Below are 20,338 nucleotides of genomic sequence, written 5' to 3'. Positions count from 1 at the left end.
AATGGCTCACATCGAAGCATCGTTCTTCAAGAGTCGTTTCGACGACGAGACGTTCAGCGCGAAGATGGTCGAGGCGCTGACGCAGGCAGTCGGCTCGGTACTCGGGGACGAGGCTGCCAACGACACAGCCATCGTCCTCCACGATATCGAGCCCTCGCACTGGGGCTACCGCGGCAAGCTGCTGGGCTGACCAACCGCCGACCCTGCTGACGGAGTTGTGGCCGCGCCTACGGCCTGGGACCGGCGAGTGCTGGCCGACGACCTGCACGTCGGCCAGCACTGCGCCCGTGCGCGGACTCTGACCGTGATCTGGAGACAACGATGACCGATACCACCTTCGCGGTTCAGAACCCGGCGACCGGCCTTCCTTCGAGCGGACCGCTCCGTACGGACAGGAGCTTCGTGTGATTCGAGAATACCGGTCAAGCGCGCATTCAGAGCTTGTCGCTGTCGCGACCGCTGGGTCTTTTTTATTCTGGCCCGGACACAGGGTCATATGATCGGTGCGTCCTGCCGGGCGGGATCACGAACTCGTCCTTTTCCGAGTGGGCACGTTCGAAACCTCGACGTTGTCTCACTCCCGGCTTCCCCGGCAGCAAGTTTCGTGAGCTGGTGATGTGAATGTCCGTGTCATCGTCAGCGAGCGGTCAAGTCCTGACTGGCCTTGAGCAGCGTCGCGGGCCGATGTCCCGCTGTCGCGCATATGTCGACTCACTGAAGAAGGAAACCGTGCACGGAACAGCTGCAGTCGAGGCGGCCATAGCCGATTTCGCCGCTGGGCGACCGGTGATCGTAGTCGACGATGAAGACCGCGAGAACGAAGGCGATCTGATCTTCGCCGCCCAGTTCGCCACCGTCGAGCTGGTCGCATTCACCGTCCGCCACACGTCCGGATACATTTGCGTGTCGCTGACGAGCGAGGATGCGGACCGGCTCGACCTGCCGCCGATGGTCAACACTAACCAGGATCGGCGGGGAACCGCCTACGCGGTCACGGTCGACGCGAAGCACGGGATCTCGACGGGGATCTCGGCACGCGACCGGGCGAGAACCATTCGCGGCCTGGCTGATCCGGCGTCCAGCAGCGGCGACTTCAGCCGGCCCGGTCACGTCGTCCCGTTGCGTGCCAGGCCCGGCGGGGTGTTGCGCCGGAAGGGGCACACCGAGGCGGCCGTCGACCTGGCGGTGCTCGCGGGCCTTGCCCCGGTGGCGGCGTTGTGCGAGATCACCAGTGAGGACAACCCGGTCGAGATGGCCCGCGGCCCGGAGCTGCAGCGCTTCGCTGAACAACACGACCTGAGGATGATCTCGATCGCCGATCTGATCGCCTATCGGTGGCGGGTCGAGAAACTGGTTGAACGCGTTGCCTCGGCCCGTCTTCCCTTGCCATCGGGGCAGTTCACCGCGATCGGCTATTCGTCCGTCCACGACGAGCGTGCGCATATCGCATTCGTCTGCGGCGACTTGTCCGACGGCGAGGACGTGCTCGTCCGCGTGCATTCCGAGTGCCTCACGGGTGACGTCTTCGGTTCGCTGCGCTGCGACTGCAGTCCCCAGCTGGATGCCGCCCTCTCGGCCGTCGCGCAGGAGGGCCGAGGTGTCGTGCTGTACATGCGGGGCCATGGGGGACCGGGGATGGGGCTGCTGCACAAGCTGCAGGCCTACCAGCTGGAGGAGCTGGGCGCGGACACCGTCGACGCCAATCTGGGGCTCGGCCTGCCCGCGGACTCCGCCGACCACGGCACCGAGGCGCAGATTCTCAGCGACCTCGGAATCCGTTCTGTGCGCCTGCTGACGAACGATCCCGCCAAACGCGTGGGGCTCGAAGATTACGGCCTGAAGGTGCTCGGTCAGGTGCCGGTGTCGGCGACCCCCGAGAACATCCGTTACCTGGAGATCAAGCGGGATCGGGCGGGGCACGAACCGAAGCTGATCCTCGACGACGGCAGAGTTGCCCAATGACCCGAGGAGCCGATATGGGCGAGCACGTCCTGTGCGCGGTCAGGGGTGTTGTCGTCATCGGGGCGCAGCGCGGGTGAATGCTGGGTTCCCCGCCGCCAATGTGGACCCGGGCCCCACGTCGCCGGTGCAGCCGCCTGATGCGGCACCCGCACTCAGCTGGTGGGCGACTTCGTCGTTTGCCGTGACTGAGGCGAGCTTAGTGCTGGCATCGGCGTTGCCAGTACGACCATGAGCAGACGTACTCGGGATCGGGAACCTGCCGGTGCACCTGGTTGATCAAGAGTCGGCGGATCGCGTGCTGGATAGCAGATCACCGCATCGCGGACACCGATTCCCTTTTGCGGCGATGGTTCTGGTCGTGGGCAGCCAGGCGCGCGCGAGCATGGGCAGGGTGGTGTGCGCGGACCACGCCCGCCAGGACCGGACCTGGCAGCGATCCAGCCCGGCCGCGTTCTTGGCCTGCTGGAAGCACTCCGTGAAATGCCAGTAGTGAACCGGAATAGCTCAGGGCCGCAGCACACTCACCGCATTCTCTGGAGCGAACCGGCGGCGACCACGCGTCGCAACAGGTACTTCTGGATCTTCCCGGTGGACGCTTGGGCAGCTCGCCGACCGGAGGGCCGTGGGCACCTTGAACCGATGTTGCTGCAGCTGCCCGGAGCCGGTCCCGTCCTGGCCGCCCGCATGATTAGTCGTTTCGGATCACTCGACCGGTTCCCCACCCCGATCCCTTTGCGTCCTGCTGCGGCATCGCGCCCATTGAGTTCTCCTCTGGCGACGTCACACGCCGCTGGCTATCCCGCACCGGGGGCCGGAGCTCAACCACGCACCGCATCTCATCGCACTCAGCCACGCCCCGGCGTGAACTCAATGCCAGTGCAAGCGCGCAGACGGCAACGGTCGCCGCGAAGCCATGTGCTGCCTCAAACGACGGCTTGCCACTGTCATCTGCCGCCGCCCGACAACCTGCCTACCCCTTCAACACACGCCGGGACTTGACAGAGAGGAGCTGGCTTCGAGCGCGCACCGCGGCGGGAAACCAGCCACCCAGCTTCGCGCAGGCGTCACCAACGCCATGGCCTCGTGCGGCTACATCTCTTCCAGCGTGGCCCCGTCGTAAAACTTCGCAGCCTTGTAGACCATCGGATCCGAGCTGGAAACTTCCAGGTAGGTGACTTGCGCAACGATCAGAACATGCGTTTTTGCGCGGAAGCGTTCTTTGATCTCTGCCTCGATCGATGCGGCAGACCCGCGGATCAGAGGGGAATTGTCCGGCCCGGAGTGCCAATCGAGCCCGGCGAACTTGTCGTCCGATTTGGACGCGAATCTGTCGATGACCGCACGCTGTGTGTTAGCGATGATGTTGATGCCAAGGTGCTTGGATTCGAAGAGCGACGGGTAGGTCGAGGATGTCTTCTGCACGCACAAGGCCACCAGCGGCGGGTCCAGCGAGATGGGCATGTAAGCGCTGACAGCCAGTCCGCGGGGCCGATCTGCGGAGTCCATGGTCGTCACCACGGTCACACCGGTGACGAACTTCCGGTTGAACTCCTTGAGATCCTCGATGCTGGGCATCTCGTCCGCGTCGCCCGTGCCGGTGAACGCGGCGGACGCTTCGAGCGCCGATCCCAGGCCAGGTGCTCCGAGGTCGGACAGCATGTCGACCGACGGATCCCAGGTCACGCGCTCGCGAATGATCCGGCCGTCGCGGAGCGTTCCCTGTACTGCGCCTCGGGCGTGCAGCGCAGACCTTGTCGGAGGGACGTCGCCGAACGCGTTCATGAACGTACCGGTTGCCGACCAGAAAAGCGCGAAGTCGTCGCCGTCCACGACGATGCTGTCCACCGTCGTCTGCAGGTCCGGGATGGACATCCGCATGTCGTGAACCTGGCGCTTGAGCTCGGCCAGCCCTGAGGTGCTCCCCAGCCCGGCGTTCTCCAACTCGTAGTCGGCGTGGACGATCTCGTCCAAGGCATCGGAGTCGCCTCGGTTCCAGGCTGCATCCCAGGCCGAACGCACCAGGTCTTTGAAGTCCGACATCTCTTCTCATCCTCACTTCTGGCACCGAGAGGCACACGACTCCACGGTTGCGGCTCGGTCTGGTCGACTTTGCCGAGTCCCCCCGGGGTGTGCGAACTCGGCCGCGGGCCTCGCTGGGCGCATGGACTGCAGGTACGCTCTGGGGCAAAAGTATTATCGATTCTACTTTCGGTGTCAACGACCTCTCCGATCTTGTCATTTCTGGCGATAGAAGTGCGATACGGCGCTTCAGGGCACCTGTGGAAGCGATTCGATACAGTTCTGGCTGCTCTTGACCGCGAGCAGTCGTGGCAGGGCCCGCATCCTTCTGCCGTCCCACGATCGCCGCGCGCCGGCTGTCCGCCGACGTGGGGCGGGGGCGTTGCTTTAGCGTGCGGGCTCCCGAACCGGCGCGGTCGCGCGTGAAGGGAACCCGGCGGGTCTGTGCCCCGTTGCCTGTTGCGGCGCGTTGCCAACTGCTCGAAGCCCTTGGCCTCGCGGTTTTGGAGCCAGCGTTGCGCGGAAAACAGCGCGCTCGCTGCCGGTCAACCGGCATGCCGGTTGACCGCTGGCCGACGGTGCGCTCGACGTCGGCCAAGGTGCCTCTGCGAAGGGATTCGTCCAGCAAGCGGCGGGTGTAAGCCCATGCTGCAGGCACCGTGAGCAGCCTCGCGCTGATCCTCTCGCAGGTGTCGATCGCGCGCCCGACGAGGTGTTGGTGCCGATCTGTGCATCCGGAAACGACGCGCGCTCAAGTCGGGGGTGCCATGCGGCTGCCGCGCGGGTGGTTCTCGCTGAGCTATGCTCCGACTAGAAACGATTCGAGTGTCTGTGGGCGCCGCGGCGGCGCGGCACCGTGAATTCAATGAGGGAACCGCACCTATGGACGAAGCCTCTGCCAGCCAGGTCCAGGTCAACGCCGTCCTGGGTCCCGTGCCGGCCGACAAGCTCGGAACGACGCTGACGCACGAGCACCTCATCTGTGACTGGACGAAGGCCCTGCGCAAACCGCAGTGCGCCGTTGACCGCGGTGTCTTCGCTCGCCGTGTGGATCCCTCGATCCGTTGGCTGCTCACAGAGGATCCGTCCTGCTGCTACGACAACGCACGCCTAGAAGACACCGCGGCCGCGGTCGATGAACTCCAGTGTTTCATCGACGCAGGAGGACGGACGGTCGTTGACTGCACCAACGGAGACATCGGTCGAAACCCTCGTGCGCTGCGCGAGATCTCGGTGCGAACCGGTCTCAATATCGTCATGGGTTCTGGTTGGTACGTGCACCGGTATCACGACAGGGGGACCGCCCTGGCCACTGCAGCGGAGCTCTGCGCGCAGATCCTCGCCGAGTTTGCGCACGGCGTCGGCGACACGGGGGCGAGGCCGGGTGTCATCGGAGAGATCGGCGTCTCGCCCGAGTTCACCGAAGCAGAAGAGGTCCGCCTCCGCGCGGCCGCTCGGGCTCAGTTGGCACTGGGCGTACCGCTTCTCATCCACCTGCCGGGATGGCAACGCCGTGCCTTCGAGGTGCTGGACATTGTCCTGACCGAGGAGGGCGTTGCGCCGGAGGCAGTGGTCCTCTGTCACATGGATCCATCCGGCGAGGACGTTGTCTACCAACGCGAAGTAGCTGATCGGGGTGTCTGGCTCGAGTTCGACATGATCGGCATGTCCAACTACTTTCCGGGCGAGGGACAGTCGCCTGCGCCGGAACAGACGGCCGCGGCGATCGCGCGCCTCGTCGCGGCTGGGCACGCCTCCCGCCTCCTCCTCAGCCATGACCTGTCGCTCAAGAACATGTGGACGCGGAACGGGGGAAACGGCCTCGGCTACGTGCCTCGGCTGTTCCTCCCTCGGCTCCAGCGCCACGGCGTGCCGGGCGGGGTGACCGCCGATCTGCTGACGGCCAACCCCCGGCGCCTGTTCGTCGGTTCCGCGCTTGCCTCGGCCGCTGGCGACAGCGGCTCGGGAGCGCGGAGGTGAACGCAGGGGAGACCACGCACAGCAGAAGCGACTTGCCTTGCGCTCGCCTGAGCACTCCGCAATTGCCGGTACCTGTCGGAGGGACGCGCGGCCGCGGGGCCTGCCCAGAGGGGTCGTCCTTGACGGCACGGCTGGAAGCGTCGCAGGCAGTGTAGCGACGAAGAGCTCGCGCGACAGCTGCGACAACAGGATTCACGCATCGAAAGGACCAAGAAGGTGACGCAATACCTCGGGAATGCATTCAACTACGACCTCGTTGCAGAGGGCTACGAGTCCCTGGAAGACAGGTGCACAACCATCCATACGGGGGCCTGTCACATCGGAATGGTCGATGGCGTCAACGTCGGGGTGTGGGAGGCGGAGCCGGGTCTCATCGGCGGGCTGACTGCCGACGAGATCTTCGTCGTTCTCGAGGGCCGCGCCGAAGTGACATTCGAGGACACGAAGGAGCGGCTCCAGATCGGCCCAGGCGACGTCGTCCGCCTCAATGCCGGCCAACGGAACACCTGGCGCACCTTCGAGCGATTGCGCAAGGTGTCCGTCTGGTCGGACTCCGGAGCCCAGCATCGTTCCTCGTGACCGCCGGCGCGCGCCCGACTCGCGGTTGTCGATCCGAGTACGGCGGGACTTGTCCGCAGCCATCGCCCAGCGTGTCCCCGAATCCGCATCAACCCGATCTTGAGAGGCCCGTATGTCACGCCGTCCCGTGATCCTCGATGTCGACACCGGCAACGACGACGCTGTCGCAATCATCATGGCCGCGACTCATCCCGCCATCGAGCTTCTCGGTTGCACGACTGTTGCCGGCAACCTCTCGCTCGAAGAGACCACCGACAACACTCTCCGGGTGCTGAACGCGATCGACAGGAGCGACATCGAGGTCCACACCGGGCTCTCGCGTCCCTTTGCTCCGAGGCCTTACACGTCGGGCGCGAACGAGGTGGAGGACGTATTCCATGAGAGCACATTGCCTGTTGGCACGTCAGGGCTTCAACCATTCAGTCGGCACGGCGTCGAATGGCTCATCGAGACTCTGCGCCAGACAACAAGGCAGGTCACGCTGATCTCGGTCGCTCCGCTCACCAACATCGCCGCCGCGATCACCGTCGCGCCCGACATCCTCGATGCGATCGACGAGGTCGTCCTCATGGGCGGAGCATCGACCTTCGGGAATAGAACCCTGGCCGCTGAGTTCAACATGTTCACCGACGCCGTCGCAGCGAACGTAGTGCTCAGAGCTGGCATCACGCGCCTTACGATGGCCGCGCTCGACGCGACGCACGAAGTGCTCGTCAGCCGGGACGACTTGCACCGCTATCGAGCGCTGGGAACGCGGGCCGGAGACGTCGCGGCCGCTGTGACCGAATACTACATCGATGGTTACGAGGCGTCTGTCAGTCCTGTCGGAGCCGGCTCGTCTGCGCCGCCGCATGACGCGTTGTGCGTTGCGTATGCGATCGACCCGAAAGTCCTTGACATCACGGAGGCGTACGTGGAGGTCGACACGGTGAGCCCGCACAACTACGGGCGCACAACCGTCGACTTCCACGGGTACCGAGGCGAGCCGGCGAATGCCCGTTTCGCGAAGCACGCGGATTCGGCTCGATTTCACCGGATTCTCGACGAGTGCCTTCGCGGAACATGTCGAGCAGTTTGATGCTCGTCTTGCCAGCCGGTCTGTATGAGGGCCTCCGGTGAGGGCTGGTTGATCCAGTCGGCTTCGGGCAGCTTCGGTGCGCATCGGGGCAACGCGACTTCCTCGCGGAGGCAGCAAGTGGGCGGGGCTGGCCGAGGTCGGGGCTGACCTGGCCCCTGCGCCTCCCCGGTGCCCATGCTGCGAAATAGCAATGCTTGGCCGGGAGCTTGCGGTGCCTCGAGCCGCTGCCGGTGACCGTGTCTCGTCGGGAGTTGCCTGCGGGGGAGACCGCTGGTGGCACCGAGGGGTGGGGATTGCCGATTCACAGCGGCGGCGAATCGGATTCCGGGCAACGGTGACGATGCTCTCGCTGAATTTCGAAAGGCAGCCGATGACGAGGGCCTCGTCGGCCTTTGACGCTCGTGGCAAGGTCGTCCGGCGCGCCTCGTCGTTTCCCGGGGGTAGCTCGATCGGCCGCGCCGCTGCGGCAGGACCCGGTGTCCTCTGCCTTGCTGCGGGACGGGCTCGCGATCTCACTCCGCCTGGGAGCGTGGCTGCCGGGAACCTGGGAGCCCGTACGGCAGTCAGCCCTGCTGGCCCTCGCATATTCTGCTGCGCGGTCGAGTGGCTCCCGGTCGGTATGCTGGGCCGGCCGATGCGGACGCCGCCCTGTGCGGCTGGTGCAATTCGAGACCGATCCGATGCGCGGCTCGTGCGCTGTCTCCGCGCTCGCCGGACGTTCCGGCCGCCTGGCCGAGGCATTACGAATCCGGGTTCCCGTCGATGGCTCCCCTCAACCCGATCGGCCCCGGCCGGCAATACTCTCGGCGCCGACTCAGCCAGGCAGACCGGCCGGCCCCCTCGTCCGGCCGGTCCGCGCTGTTGCGTCCCGGCGCAGGCGAGCGCCCGGGACCGCATCACGATTCGCCGGAGTGGCCAGAGAGGATCGGCTTCCCCGGCGATCTATTCTGTCTCCGTCCGATTCGCCGGGGGTCTGGGGCGGCAGGCGGCAAAAGCCTAGGCGGAAGCTCAGGCATGCTCAAGGGACCGTTCTGGTGAGCGCGGCCAGACAGCAGGCTGATCCGTTGGCGGCCATCCGGGAGGCGATCTACCGCCGGTCGCTGCCGCTGGCCACCCGCGACCCGCGGATCGCCAGCTCCTCGCTGGGCCCGCGCCGGTGTCGTGGGCGCGGCCTTCATGGGTCCTCGACGAGCTGTTCGCGCCCGACCGGCTGGCCCGCTGGCTTGACCTCGGCAGCCCGGCCGGGCACCCGCAGCTGGCCGAGGCGGTCGCTTGAGACAGCCCGCCTCCGGCGGGCCGCGGCGGCGACCCGCCGGAGGCGGGCGTTCCGGTCTCGGCGACCAGGGGTGCGATCCGCTGGCGGGCGCGGGATCCGGGGCCGCCGGACCGCGCGCGAGCGCGGTGAACGAAAGCCGGCCGTCGTCACTTCAGACCCGCGACGACCTTCCGGCCCGTCCGATGCCCCGCGCCGTCCGTTCGTCACCGACCCGCATGATCGCACCAGCGCGCTGGAGGGGGCGCGGTCAGGACATGAGCCGCACGCCAAGGGGCGTGATAGCGCCGTCAGCGGTGGTGAGGTCCCCGCTTTCGGAATCCTCCGGCAGCGAGAAGCGGACCACCCGTCCCCACGGCCTGCGGCCGTCCTGCTCGTACCCTCGGGACCGCCCGCACGGGAATCCGAAACCAAACCACAGGTGCCCGGCCGGGTCGATGATTTCGCTGGAGATTGTACCGTCGCTCGTGCCGTGGTTGCACAACGATCGGCCGTGCTTTCCGGCCGGCTCGCCGTCTTCCTGGTGATCCCGCAGAACCTGCCGCAACGCTTCCGGTGTAGCGCTGTCCAGCGCGCCGAGCAGCTCGCTGCCCCGGCCGTGCCGGTGTGTCGACGCGGTGGCCTCGTCCCAGGCAGGACCCGGGTTTTCGGCGAGGCGCTGCCACACATTGGCTCGCGCTTCGGTGCCGGTCGCGGGACCGCACACCGCCACCCGTCCGCCTCCCACCTCTACCGCTGCCATGGCGCCTGCGCGGTCGGCGAGCAGGTAGTTGCCCGGCAGCGTGCTGTCCTCGCGCAGGTAGGCCACCGCCTCGTCCACAGTGGACGCATTCGCGAGCATCCCGGCGGACCACTCCTGCGTGGGGTAGTCCGCCATGTTCCGCTCCGGCACGAACGCGTAGGTGAAGCCGAGCCCGGCACTGTTGACTCCGCGAGTGAGCATTCCCGCCCACGGCACGAGCACGTCGGCCGGCGGCACGACGACCCGGACTGCCAAGTACGAGTGGCGTTCGCCGCTCGCGGCCAGCAGATGATTCTTTGTGGCGTACGGGTTGTCGCTGTTGCTGGCCAGCAGCCAGTGCCGCGGGCCGTTCATTCCTGCCAGGAAACACATGACTACTCCGATGCGGAATCAGCATTGCGGGCTGCCGTCTGCGGCGGCCGGGTTTTGCCGCGCAGACGCGCGTTGGCCGCCTCGAGGCCGGGCGTGCGCGGCGGCAGTTGCGCGATCTGCACCAGGACCGGCTCCGGCATGGAGCGGCAGGCGTCGCCGCACTCCTTGGTGTGCATGCAGTCCTGAGAACAGATCCACTGCTTGTGGTACGGGCACGGGAACAGGTCGTCGGTGCTGACCACCTCGCCGTCGAGGGGGCACTCGACGACGAGATCTTCTCGCGGCCAGGCGATCCGAGGGCGGATCGCGTAGCCGCGGCCACGAGCGCGCGTGCCCAGCCACCAGGTCAGGCCGCCGGCGATCAGGAAGCTGACCCAGTTGGACAGGTAGAGCGTGACCTGGCCGCCCAGATGTCCAAGAAGGCCGCCCACGGCCAGAAAGGAGCCGACGACGGTCGCGGCGAACAGGGGGACTACCCCGGACCAGTTCCAGTGGCGCAGCATGGCGCGGCGGTACTCGATGAACCGGCCGTTGTCCGGCCCGTGTCCGCCCCGCCCCCGGACCAGCAGCAGGTCGGCGATGCTGACGCCGATCCAGGCGGCCAGCAGCACTCCCTCGACGGCGAGGACGGTGCCCAGGTGGTCGAGGACGTTGAGGTACATCGCCAGAGTGCCGAGCACGACCATGACGACCGCCCAGACCGATCGTCCCGGCGTGAAACGCAGACGGGAGAAGAAGTTCGCCAGCGACAACGAGCCACTGTAGGCGTTGATCAGGTTGATCCGCAGTTGAGTGATCACGATGAGCAGGAAGCCGCCGACGCCCATGATGGCGACCATGTACTGGCCCGGGTTGGCATCGCCGCCCGAGGCCGCCCACAGGAGCAGGCCGATCGCGCCGGCGATGACGTAGGCGCCGAAGGCGTACGGCAGCAGCGCGACACACAGTGTGCCGCGGCGGCCGCTGCGGACGAGGCTGTGGTCGTTCGCGAGCAGCCGTCCCATGTCGGCGTGCCCGAACGCCACGTTGCCGACCAGTCCGTTGTACGACGCGACCGCGCCGAGCAGCCCGATTCCGCCCACACTGCCCACGTGCGCGGCGATGAACTCGCGCGTCACCGACAGATCCGCTCGGGACAGCACGATGACCAGCAGTGCCGCGAGTCCGACGACGTAGGCGTAGAGCGTCCATTTCTGGAACTTGGCGACGAACTGCAACCCATACAGCACCAGCGGCAGGAACACCAAACCCACCAGCAGGTACGAGACCTTCACCGGGATGCCCGTCTGCGCGGACAAGGCGCTGGAGAGGATCTGGCCTTCGGTCGCGAAGTAGGTCAGCCAGCTCACCCAGTAGAGCAGCGTGGTCCAGGCAGCGCCGTCGAAGCCGAGGGCGAGGCCGCGCGACATGAGTGCGGAGCCCAGTCCAGTGCGCGAGGCGGTCTTGACATACAGCACGTTGAGCAGGGTCTGCACCAGGACCGCGTAAACGATCGCGACGAGCACGTTCGCGATGCCGAAAGATGCCGCCAGTCCGGCGGGCAGCGAAAGGAAGATGGCCGCCGTGGCACCGCCCGTCAGCGAAAGCACGATCTCGGACGTGCGATAGCGCCAGGTGGGCGGCACCTTGCCCAAGGCGTAGTCGTCGCGTGCGACGCTGCCGGAGCCGATTCGCGCGGGCAGGTCACCGGTATCGCTCACTGTCTCTCCTCAGAAATTCGTCGAGGGCGGGGGACTCTCACGAGCCTGCGTGCGCTCCGCCGCGTGACCCAGGCCAGCGTCTCGGCGCTAGCCCACAAGTGCCGCGCGACTCTGTTCGCTTTACTGCGGAACTGCCGTGAAGGGGCCCTCGCCGGACTCAGATTCCCGCAAGGGGCCCTTCCGGGGCCTGGCTCGCCGCGCCTTCACCGGCGTCAAGGTCCGCCTCGACCAGACCAACATCAAGAAACTCGTCGACAACCCTGCAAAGCAAAGACACCGGCTTCACGAGACGCTAGGTGCAGAGCTCCCGCGCACGTGGTGTACTTCCACCGAGAACCCGGAGGACGTTCACTTCCCCGAGAAGAGGTCAGGGAACCGTCACGACGATCTTCCCCGCCTGGTTGCCGGATTGCATGTACCGGTACGCGTCCACCACGTGTTCGAAGCCGAAGACCCGGTCGACGCGGGGCCGGAGGCACCCGGACCGGATGGCTTCGCTGACCAGGGCTATTCCGCGGGCACGCTGGCCAGGGTCGTCCACGTGGTTGAACATCGAGTACGGGTGGAACACCGCCCGCGCCCGGCACATGGCGGCAGCTGGGACCACTGGCTGGCGGTCGGTCAGCGTGCCGTACCCGAAGACGGTCGCGCCCGGAGCCAGGTGGTCGGCGTAGCGCTGCAGCGAATCGCCGCCGAGGGGGTCGAATGCCGCCTGCAGTCCTTTTCCGTTGCTGGCGCGGGAGATCGCCTTCGCCAGGTTCTCGTCGCCTACGACTACCTCGCTCGCGCCCGATTGCCGCAGGATCTCCGCCTTCGCTGGCGACCGGGTGGTCGCGATCGCGGCCACGCCGAGCTCCCGGCACAGCTGTAGCGCGCCCAGTCCGGCGGAGCTGGACGCGGCTGTGATCAGGACTGCGTCTCCCTCGCCGAGATCGCAGACTTCCTTGAACGCGAAATACGGTGTCAGGTACTGCATCCAAACCGCGGTTGCCTCATGGTCGTCGAGCCCGTCGGGCGCGGTGGTGACGTAATCGTCCGGCACGACCGCACTAATGCCCTGGACGCCGTTCTGCGTGAAAAACGGGATGGTGGTGACCCTGTCTCCGGGAACGAACGCGGTGACCTCGGAGCCGGTCTCGGTGACCACTCCGCAGGCTTCAGAGCCTATTCGGGACGGGAAAGCGGGGATTGTGTAGTGCTCGCCGGCCAGGTACATGAGGTCCGCGCGGTTGAGCGCGAACGCCGAGACCCTGATGCGCACGTCGCGCTCGCCGAGCGGTTGTTCCGGCCACGGTCCGACACGCAGGACCTCGGGGCCCCCGAACTCGGTGAAGTAGACGGCCTCGCTCATCGCGGATCCTTGGTCAGGTTCGGCTCCAACGGGGCCAGGAAGCCGGAGTATTCTGCCGCTGCCGGGCTCTGATAGCCCAAGCGTCCGGACACTGTCCAGCCCTGCAGCGTCGCGACGTCGGCGAGGAACTCGGCATAGCGGAGCGGGGCGACGGTGGCGTCGATGACGGGCACGCCCAGTTCCGCCTGCAGGGTGCGGTAGAACCCGAACTCGATGGTGCAGCCGAGGATCACGGCGTCGGCCCGGTCCTGCTCGACGGCGGCGCGCGCCTCTTCGAGGATGCGTCGCTCGGTGAACGCCGGGTCGGTCTGGAAGTCGTTGACGCCCATGCCGAGTTCTCGGAAGGAGGCGAGCGAACGCTCCGCCCCGTAACGGTGGATGTTCTCCTCCATCTCGGGAATCCACTTCGCGCGCCCCACGAGCACGGAAAACCGTTCGCCGACCGACTGGGCGACCCGGATGCAGGCCTCGGCCGGGGCGGTGACTGGCATCCGCCTGGTCACCTCTTTCGCGGCGCGTACAAACGGGTCGTAGAAGCATCCGATCACCATGGCGTCGTAGCACTGCTGCTCGGCCCAGAGCACGGTCCGCAGCGAGGGCTCGGCCACCATCAGTTCGTACGCGTTGTATTCGAGGTGGACGGGCCCGGTTCCGTCGAGCGACGCCACGTCCAAGCGGGTGTCCTCCCGCGCCTCAGCACGCAGGCTGTCGCCGATCGGGACGTCGTAGGCACTGTTCATGACGGGGTTGAGCCAGAGGATTCTCCGTGTCACGTGCTTGCTCCTTGACGGTGCGATGTCGCCTCTTCGGCGGTTTGGCCATCGAGCATCGAACAGATGAACTCCGTGAGGTTGTCGCCGAGGATTTGCCGCGCCAGGTTCCTGCCGAAGCGTTTCTCGGCTGCTTCGGCGAGCGCGGCGAAATCGGCTGGGCGTTGCAGTCCCGCGGTTTTGGGGATCTGGGTCCAGTCGACGAGGAGGCCGGTGAAGACAGGGTCGACGACGTCGGCGACGTCGTCGATGAAGTCGGTGCCGAGTCCCACCCGGTCCGGCCCGAGCAGGCCCATGGCGTGCTCCATGTGGTCCAGGAACCGGTCCAGCGTAGGGACTTCGTCGGTCAGGAAGGGACCGAACGCGTTGACGGCCAGGAATCCGCCGGCCGCGCCGAGCACCGCGATCTGCTCGTCGGTGAGGTTGCGCGGGTGATCGGCCAGCGCACGGCAAGAGGAGTGCGACGCGATGAACGGCTTGCGAGCGACCTCGGCGAGGTGGAAGAAGCCGGCCTCGGAAAGGTGGGAAACGTCGACGATGATGCCGAGGTCTTCCATGCGCCGCACGGCGTCGATCCCCAGTTGGGTGAGGCGGCCGCCGGTGTCGCGCTCGGCGATGCCGTCTGCCATCATCGTGCGCCGGTTCCATGCCAGCGAACACATCCGCACGCCCTCGCGCCGCATCACGTTCACCAGCTCGAGCGAATGACCAAGCGGCTCGGCTCCCTCGATCGCCAGCAGGAGCGCGATCTTTCCGGACGCGATCGTCTCGGCGATTTCGGCGCGGGTCGAGACGAGCGCGACGGCGTCGCGGTGCACCTCGGCAAGGTGCCTGGCTTCCTCGATCATCAGCAGACACCGGCGCAGCGCGCCCTCGCCCACGAACTGTTCTTCGGTCGCCACCGGGAGCACTTGGAGGCTCACGCCGCCCTGGCGAAGCTGGGGCAGCCAGAAGTCGCCGAAGGGGTCTTCGTGTCCCCGTTCGCGCAGATGGCGCACGGCCATCAGCAGGTCGTTGTGGCAGTCCGCGACGCGGTACCTCATGGGCGCTCCTTTGCGGCGGCTTCGAGCACGGCGTCGAGCGTGGCTCCGTCGTAGTAGAGGTACGCGGAGCTCAGCACTCCGTTCGTCACGGTCACGATCGAGCAGCCTGCGACATCGAGGTCCGGCACGCCCGGCCGGCTCGAGGTGCCGGACATCCGCCAGCGGACGACCGCACGGTCGCCGACGGCGAGGGTCTCGTCGACCTGCCGGCGGTAGTCCGGATACACGTCCCGGAGTTCCTGCATCGCGTCAAGGTCGTCTTGTGCGGAGGCGACCGCGGGTTGGCCGTTGACGGCGACATCGAGGTCGGCGGCGACCAGCGATCCCATGGTCTCGAAGTCGCCGACGTTCTCGGCGCTGTTGTAGGCGAGCCAGATCGCGTCGGCGTCCATCGTCTGCTCCTTCATGACTTGAGCGGCCCGGCTGCCTTGACCTGCACCCGGCACGCTTGGCCGGGGACGTAGGACAGCGGCACCTCGTGGACGGACGTGATGCGGACGGCGCCCGGGTCCGCGCCCGAGCGGATGGCCGCGTTGACGGCGAGTTCCCGGGCCTCGGCCAAGCACGCCTCGCGGCCTTTGTCCTCGTAGCGGAATACTCGATCGACGGTGCCCGAGGCATCCGCGATGGCGGCGCCGTAGGCGTTGGCCACGGCGTGGTGGTCGGGCCGAACCACTTCGGTGACTCCCGGAACCTTGTCCGGCACGAGGTGGGAGCCGCCGCCGACGGCGATGAGCGGCAGTTCGTGCCGGCTGGCTTTCATGCGGTCGGCGATGATCCGGATCTGCTCGTCCACCCACGCCAGGGCAGCATCGACGGTGCTGGGCGAGAGGGACGCGACGGACGCCGGGTCGCCGAATCCGGTCAGCCGGCCCGCCCGGGTGGAGATGTCGGAGAGGGTGAGGGTGGACCCTCCGCACACCAGCGCCTCGGACACGACGCGGTAGCCGACGGAATCGGGCCCGACGGTCACCCCGCGCCCCGTGCCGCGCACCACGGTGCCGCCGCCGAGGCCGATCGAGATCAAGTCCGGCATGCGGAAGTTGGTGCGCACGCCGCCGACCTCGATCGCCGCGGTGGACTCGCGGGGGAAGCCGTCGACGAGGATGCCGATGTCGGCCGAGGTGCCGCCGACGTCGACGACGAGCGCGTCGGAGAGGCCGGCGAGCGAGCAGGCGCCCCGCATGGAGTTGGTCGGTCCGGACCCCAGCGTCAGGACGGGGAAACGGGCCGTCTCCTCGGCGGTCATGAGGGTGCCGTCGTTCTGCGTCAGGAAGGAGTCGATGCTCAGCCCGTTATCCGCCAGCGCGGTCTGGAAACCGTTGACGACGTCCCGTGCCACGCCGAGGAGGGCGGAGTTCAGGACGGTGGCATTTTCCCGTTCGAGCAGGCCGAGCGCGCCGACCTGATGGCTCAGCGACACGGGGAAGTCCGGTCCCAGTTCCTCGGCGATGATCTCCGCGGCCCGCAGTTCGTGGACGTGGTTCGCGGGGGAGAAGGGCGCGGACACCGCGACCGCGGCGACCGTGCCGGCGCAGCGCGCCGCGAACCGGCGGACCGCGTCCTCGTCGAGCGGGGCGATCTCGGAGCCGTCGAACTCGTTGCCGCCGCCGACGATCTCGGCCGGGCCCATGATCGTTTCAAGCAGGTCCGCGGGCCACGAGACCCCAGGGCGGACGCCGCGCGAGGCCGGTGCCGCTAGCCGGATCACCCCGACCCGCTGGAGACCGCGGCGCTGGATGATCGCGTTGGCGGGGTGGGTGGTGCCGAGCATCGCCTGGGTGATCCGCTCCTGGTCGACCTCGGCGACAACCTTGGACAGCGACGCGCGGATCCCGTCGAAGGGATCGGGGGTGGTGGCCGACTTGGTGGCGGCGACGACCTTGCCGGCGCTGTCCACGACGACCGCGTCGGTGTTGGTTCCGCCGACATCGATACCGATTTTCAGGCTCATGGGGCGGCTCAACCTTTCAGGGGGACGTAGTCGACGTCGTAGCCGAAGGCAGCTGGACCGACGATGTCGAGCATCCCGTCGCGCTTCCAGCCGTCGGCGCAGGGCAAGCCGAGGACACGCACTCGCTGGCCGTAGGCGAGGCTCTCGGTGGTGATCGGCTCGGCCGTCTCGAAATCGAGCATGCAGATCAGGTCCGGTGGCGTGACGACCGGACGGCCGTTCTCGATCGCGAGCAGCAGTTCGTTCTGGATTTCGATCCGGAGCGTCCGGCTCGGGTCGGCGAAGTCCTCGACGGTGACCGTGCCGCGCGCGAAGCCGGTCGTGGTCCGCCGGTCGAGGTCGATGATCTTGCCGTCGAACACGACCCGGCCGTCGGCGAAGTCCAGGAACCGGTCCCAGCTTCCGTCTTCCTGGCGCTGCACCGCGCGCAGGAGACCGCCGATCTCGCTGCAGAACTGCATCGAACCCCACACGGCCGCGTCGCGCGCTTCGGCGACTGTCATCGGATAGGCGGCCAGCGCGTTCGCGAGGCCGAGCATCATGGCGGAGCCGCGGACCAGTTTCTCGCCGACTTGGTTCGAGACAGTCTCGAACGCGATCCGGTTGCCCTTCTCGTCCGCGAGGCTCATCGGAGAAGCGGACAGGCCGGCCAGGGTGAACGTGGTCATCTCGATCTGCGGGAAAGCGCGGCGCATGCCGTCGGCGTCCACGCAGGGAACGCCGAGTTCGGCGGCGACGGCCAGCGGAATCAAGGTGTTCATGCCGCCGACCTCGACCGGCATGATCGCGTCGATGTCGCGCCCCAGATAGGAGACGAGCGCGCGCACCGCATCGGCGAATTCGCTGCCGGACGGGATCTTTTCGATGATGACCGTCGGCGCGCCGACGACCGCCACGGTCGCCAGCTGCGCCGCGGCGGGAAGTTCGTCGAGGCCCACGATGTCGATGGGACCGTGGTCGTTGATCGCCTGCTCGACCATGAGCTTGGCGATGAACGGATCACCTCCGCCGCCGGTGCCGAGGAGGGTCGCGCCCAGCGTCAGCTGATCGAGCGCGTCCAGTGCGAGTTTTCGCATGTCGCGAGTGTTCCTTCCCGAGCTGTCCTGCGAAGAATCGTTGGCAGGGACGGTAGAACCCGGCCGCGCTCGCCGACGATGGGCACTTCGCACTGCTTCGCCGGAGGTCGTTGGACCGAACGCCCATTGGGGCGTATCGGCGGCTCGGTCAGGCTGGGGAGGTGACTCAACTACCCGACGTATCCGACCTGCTGCTGCTGACGGCCAGCGAAGTCGACGGCCTTCTCTCGGTGGAGGAGGCCGTCGATACGCAGCGTGCGGCGTTCACCGCATTGGCCGCGGGGCAAGCGTTCCTCGCGCCCCGGATCCTTTCCGAAGGGACCCATGGCGACACCGCATTCGCTTACGTGGCAAGGCAATCTCTCGACGCGGGGGTGGTCGCGAAGATTGGTTGCGTCGTGCCCGCCAACGTCGCCCGCGGATTGCCGACCATTCACGCGATGGTAGTCGCCCTCGACGCAGTGACCGGGCGTCCCGCCGCGCTGGTGAACGGCGAGGCAGTCACGAAACTGCGCACGGTCGCTGCGTCGCTGCTGGCAGCCCAGACCCTTGCCCCGCCGCCCGAGGCGGTGGCGGTCATCGGCTACGGAACCCAAGGTCGCGCGCACGCGGACGCGATCAGGCGCCGTTACCCCGGCGCCGAGGTTCGCGTGTGGGCGCCGCATCTGGAACCCGGCACCATTTCGGACCGGATCACGGCGTGCCGGTCAGGTCGCGAGGCTGTCGCCGGTGCGGGCCTCGTGATCACTTGTACCACGAGCCTCACGCCGGTGCTGGAAGCGGACTGGCTCGCGGCCGGTGCGACGGTGATCAGCGTCGGCTCCTTCGGGCCGAACCGGCGCGAGGTCGGCGACGACATCGTTGCCCGGTCCGCCGTGGTCGTCGACGATGCCCCGACTGCCCTCGAGCACGCAGGCCCGGTCAAGCACGCAATCGCCGCGGGCGTGCTCGGACTCGACCGGATCACGACTCTGGGGGAAGCGCTCACCCAGGGTTTCACGCGCCCGCCCGACGCGGAGTGGACCTACTACAACACCGTCGGCGTCGGAATTCAGGACGCCGCGGTCACCGCGGCGATTCTCGACCGCGCGAGCGGTGCCGGGGTGGGACGGCGGATCCCGTGGTGAACCGGCCGGACGTCACGGTTGTCGGCGCCGGCGCGGTCGGCCTCTCCACGGCTCTGTTCCTGGCTCAGGCCGGCGCGAGCGTGGAAGTCGTCGACCGCGGCGGCATCGGTGCGGGCGCCTCGCGCAACAACGCGGGCTGGGTTGTGCCTTCGATGAGCGAGCCAGTGCCTTCTCCGGCAGCGCTTCGTGCCGCAGCGAAGTGGTTCGGCCGCAGAGAAGGCGCCCTCAAGATCGGACTGGAACCGTCCGCCGGGTACGTCTCTTTCCTTGCCCGCATGCTCTTCGCTGCCCGTCCCGCGGCCTACCGGCGGGGGCTGGCGGCGACCGCGTCGCTCGCGGTCGGCGCGGTCGCGGCATTCGACGAACTCGTCCGGCTCGGCGTGGACTTCGAGCGGCACGCCCGCGGCGTCCTGCTGCTCTTCGTCGAGGAGCACGGCATTCAGTCTCATCTCGACGACCTCACAGTCATGGAGAAGCTCGGCCTGCCGGGCGCGGAGTTGCTTGCCGGCAGGGAAGTCCGGGAGCTGGAGCCGGAGGCGGGCCAGGGCGTCGTCGGTGGCATTCTGTGCCGCGGCGACCAACACGTCGCCCCTTCTTCCCTGGTCGACGGATTGGCGGCCGCGTGCGCGCAAGCCGGTGTGCGGCTGCGTCTTCATGCCCCCGTGACGCAGATCGCCGAAGGCGTCGGGTGCGTGCGCCTGACCGCGGGCGGCGTCTCCTTGTCCACCGGTGCTTTGGTGCTGGCTGCCGGTGTCGGCACTCGCGCACTCACCGCGATGGTGACGAAGCCGGTCCGCATCCGCGGCGGGAAGGGCTACGGATTCGACTACCGTCCAGCGCCGTTCACCCTCGGCCATGCCGTGTACCTGAGCGACCACAAGGTCGCCGTGACGCCGTTGGACCAGGGGATCCGTCTTGCCGGAACGATGGAGTTCGGGGCGGAGAACAGCGAGATCGATCACCGTCGCGCGGCCGGTGTCGCCAACGCGATGCGCGCGTACTTCCCCCGCTGGCCGGTCCGCGCTCCCCGGGCCTGGAGCGGGTTGCGACCCCTCACCCCGGACGGACTGCCGGTCGTCGGACGCCTGCCGACGCGGGCGCCGATCTACGTCGCGGCTGGCCACGCGATGCTCGGGATCACCCTCGGACCGATTACCGGGCAGCTGCTGAGCAGGCAGATCGTGACCGGCGAATCCGATCCGCTGCTCGCCCCGTTCGCCCCGGACCGGCACCGGCTGGCGCGGTCCAAGAGAGGCTGATCCCACGCACCTCGCCGGCAGCGGCCACCCGGCTGAAGTGCCGGGATGCCTGG

16 protein-coding genes and 2 pseudogenes are annotated in these 20,338 nt (G+C 67.6%); 8 read left to right on the top strand and 10 right to left on the bottom strand.

What is annotated here, in order from left to right:
* The first annotated feature begins 1 nt into the window (after position 1).
* Entirely contained in the window at positions 2–190 is a 189-nt protein-coding gene (locus tag EIZ45_RS29420) for a tautomerase family protein (RefSeq protein ID WP_101438505.1), read from the top strand.
* A gap of 539 nt (positions 191–729) precedes the next feature.
* Positions 730–1,962, top strand: coding sequence for a bifunctional 3,4-dihydroxy-2-butanone-4-phosphate synthase/GTP cyclohydrolase II (locus tag EIZ45_RS29415; protein ID WP_101438506.1), 1,233 nt, complete (start codon positions 730–732; stop codon positions 1,960–1,962).
* A 276-nt stretch (positions 1,963–2,238) separates the two neighbouring features.
* On the opposite strand, the pseudogene EIZ45_RS29410 reads toward EIZ45_RS29415, so the two are convergent.
* Together EIZ45_RS29410 and EIZ45_RS29405 are read right to left on the bottom strand one after the other, a co-directional pair.
* A pseudogene (locus EIZ45_RS29410) lies at positions 2,239–2,448 on the bottom strand (hypothetical protein); the annotation flags it as partial.
* A 603-nt stretch (positions 2,449–3,051) separates the two neighbouring features.
* Positions 3,052–4,002 carry a flavin reductase gene (locus EIZ45_RS29405; protein ID WP_037817683.1) on the bottom strand — a complete coding sequence of 317 codons (951 nt, stop codon included), beginning with the start codon at positions 4,000–4,002 and terminating at the stop codon, positions 3,052–3,054.
* An 861-nt stretch (positions 4,003–4,863) separates the two neighbouring features.
* On the opposite strand from EIZ45_RS29405, the gene EIZ45_RS29400 reads away from it, so the two are divergent.
* From EIZ45_RS29400 to EIZ45_RS29385, 4 genes and pseudogenes are all read left to right on the top strand, one after another.
* Positions 4,864–5,961, top strand: a complete 1,098-nt coding sequence (locus EIZ45_RS29400) for a phosphotriesterase (RefSeq protein WP_101438507.1) — start codon at positions 4,864–4,866, stop codon at positions 5,959–5,961.
* 216 nt (positions 5,962–6,177) lie between these two features.
* Positions 6,178–6,540, top strand: coding sequence for a cupin domain-containing protein (locus tag EIZ45_RS29395; RefSeq protein ID WP_027927857.1), 363 nt, complete (start codon positions 6,178–6,180; stop codon positions 6,538–6,540).
* 127 nt (positions 6,541–6,667) lie between these two features.
* Positions 6,668–7,618, top strand: a complete 951-nt coding sequence (locus EIZ45_RS29390) for a nucleoside hydrolase (RefSeq protein ID WP_199817981.1) — start codon at positions 6,668–6,670, stop codon at positions 7,616–7,618.
* A 1,064-nt stretch (positions 7,619–8,682) separates the two neighbouring features.
* Positions 8,683–8,894: pseudogene (locus EIZ45_RS29385) on the top strand (sugar kinase); the annotation flags it as partial.
* Positions 8,895–9,141: 247 nt separating this feature from the next.
* On the opposite strand, the gene EIZ45_RS29380 reads toward EIZ45_RS29385, so the two are convergent.
* The 8 genes from EIZ45_RS29380 to EIZ45_RS29345 form a co-directional block, all read right to left on the bottom strand.
* Positions 9,142–9,987, bottom strand: a complete 846-nt coding sequence (locus EIZ45_RS29380) for a carcinine hydrolase/isopenicillin-N N-acyltransferase family protein (protein WP_134667173.1) — start codon at positions 9,985–9,987, stop codon at positions 9,142–9,144.
* A gap of 20 nt (positions 9,988–10,007) precedes the next feature.
* Complete coding sequence (locus EIZ45_RS29375; protein WP_134667171.1) at positions 10,008–11,705, bottom strand: cytosine permease; 1,698 nt, start codon at positions 11,703–11,705, stop codon at positions 10,008–10,010.
* Between the two features lie 367 nt (positions 11,706–12,072).
* Positions 12,073–13,056 (bottom strand): zinc-dependent alcohol dehydrogenase family protein, encoded by a 984-nt coding sequence (locus EIZ45_RS29370; protein WP_134667169.1) that lies wholly within the window; start codon positions 13,054–13,056, stop codon positions 12,073–12,075.
* Positions 13,053–13,829, bottom strand: coding sequence for an aspartate/glutamate racemase family protein (locus tag EIZ45_RS29365; protein ID WP_051729383.1), 777 nt, complete (start codon positions 13,827–13,829; stop codon positions 13,053–13,055). Before EIZ45_RS29365 ends, EIZ45_RS29370 begins: the two co-directional genes overlap by 4 nt.
* The gene (locus EIZ45_RS29360; RefSeq protein ID WP_134667167.1) at positions 13,826–14,869 is read right to left on the bottom strand and encodes a dipeptidase; all 1,044 of its coding nucleotides are present in this window, start codon (positions 14,867–14,869) and stop codon (positions 13,826–13,828) included. The genes EIZ45_RS29365 and EIZ45_RS29360 overlap by 4 nt, the downstream gene beginning before the upstream one ends.
* The gene (locus tag EIZ45_RS29355) at positions 14,866–15,261 is read right to left on the bottom strand and encodes a nuclear transport factor 2 family protein (protein ID WP_167756590.1); all 396 of its coding nucleotides are present in this window, start codon (positions 15,259–15,261) and stop codon (positions 14,866–14,868) included. Before EIZ45_RS29355 ends, EIZ45_RS29360 begins: the two co-directional genes overlap by 4 nt.
* A gap of 11 nt (positions 15,262–15,272) precedes the next feature.
* Complete coding sequence (locus EIZ45_RS29350) at positions 15,273–16,823, bottom strand: hydantoinase/oxoprolinase family protein (RefSeq protein ID WP_134667163.1); 1,551 nt, start codon at positions 16,821–16,823, stop codon at positions 15,273–15,275.
* A gap of 8 nt (positions 16,824–16,831) precedes the next feature.
* Positions 16,832–17,899, bottom strand: coding sequence for a DUF917 domain-containing protein (locus EIZ45_RS29345; RefSeq protein ID WP_020661376.1), 1,068 nt, complete (start codon positions 17,897–17,899; stop codon positions 16,832–16,834).
* A 161-nt stretch (positions 17,900–18,060) separates the two neighbouring features.
* On the opposite strand from EIZ45_RS29345, the gene EIZ45_RS29340 reads away from it, so the two are divergent.
* Complete coding sequence (locus EIZ45_RS29340; protein ID WP_037817670.1) at positions 18,061–19,026, top strand: ornithine cyclodeaminase family protein; 966 nt, start codon at positions 18,061–18,063, stop codon at positions 19,024–19,026.
* Positions 19,023–20,285 carry an FAD-binding oxidoreductase gene (locus tag EIZ45_RS29335; RefSeq protein WP_167756589.1) on the top strand — a complete coding sequence of 421 codons (1,263 nt, stop codon included), beginning with the start codon at positions 19,023–19,025 and terminating at the stop codon, positions 20,283–20,285. Before EIZ45_RS29340 ends, EIZ45_RS29335 begins: the two co-directional genes overlap by 4 nt.
* The last annotated feature ends 53 nt before the right edge of the window (positions 20,286–20,338 follow it).

The organism is Amycolatopsis sp. CFH S0740, assembly GCF_004522315.1.
In the GTDB taxonomy this organism is placed as follows: domain Bacteria; phylum Actinomycetota; class Actinomycetes; order Mycobacteriales; family Pseudonocardiaceae; genus Amycolatopsis; species Amycolatopsis nivea.
This window is presented reverse-complemented; position numbering and strand designations above follow the sequence as displayed.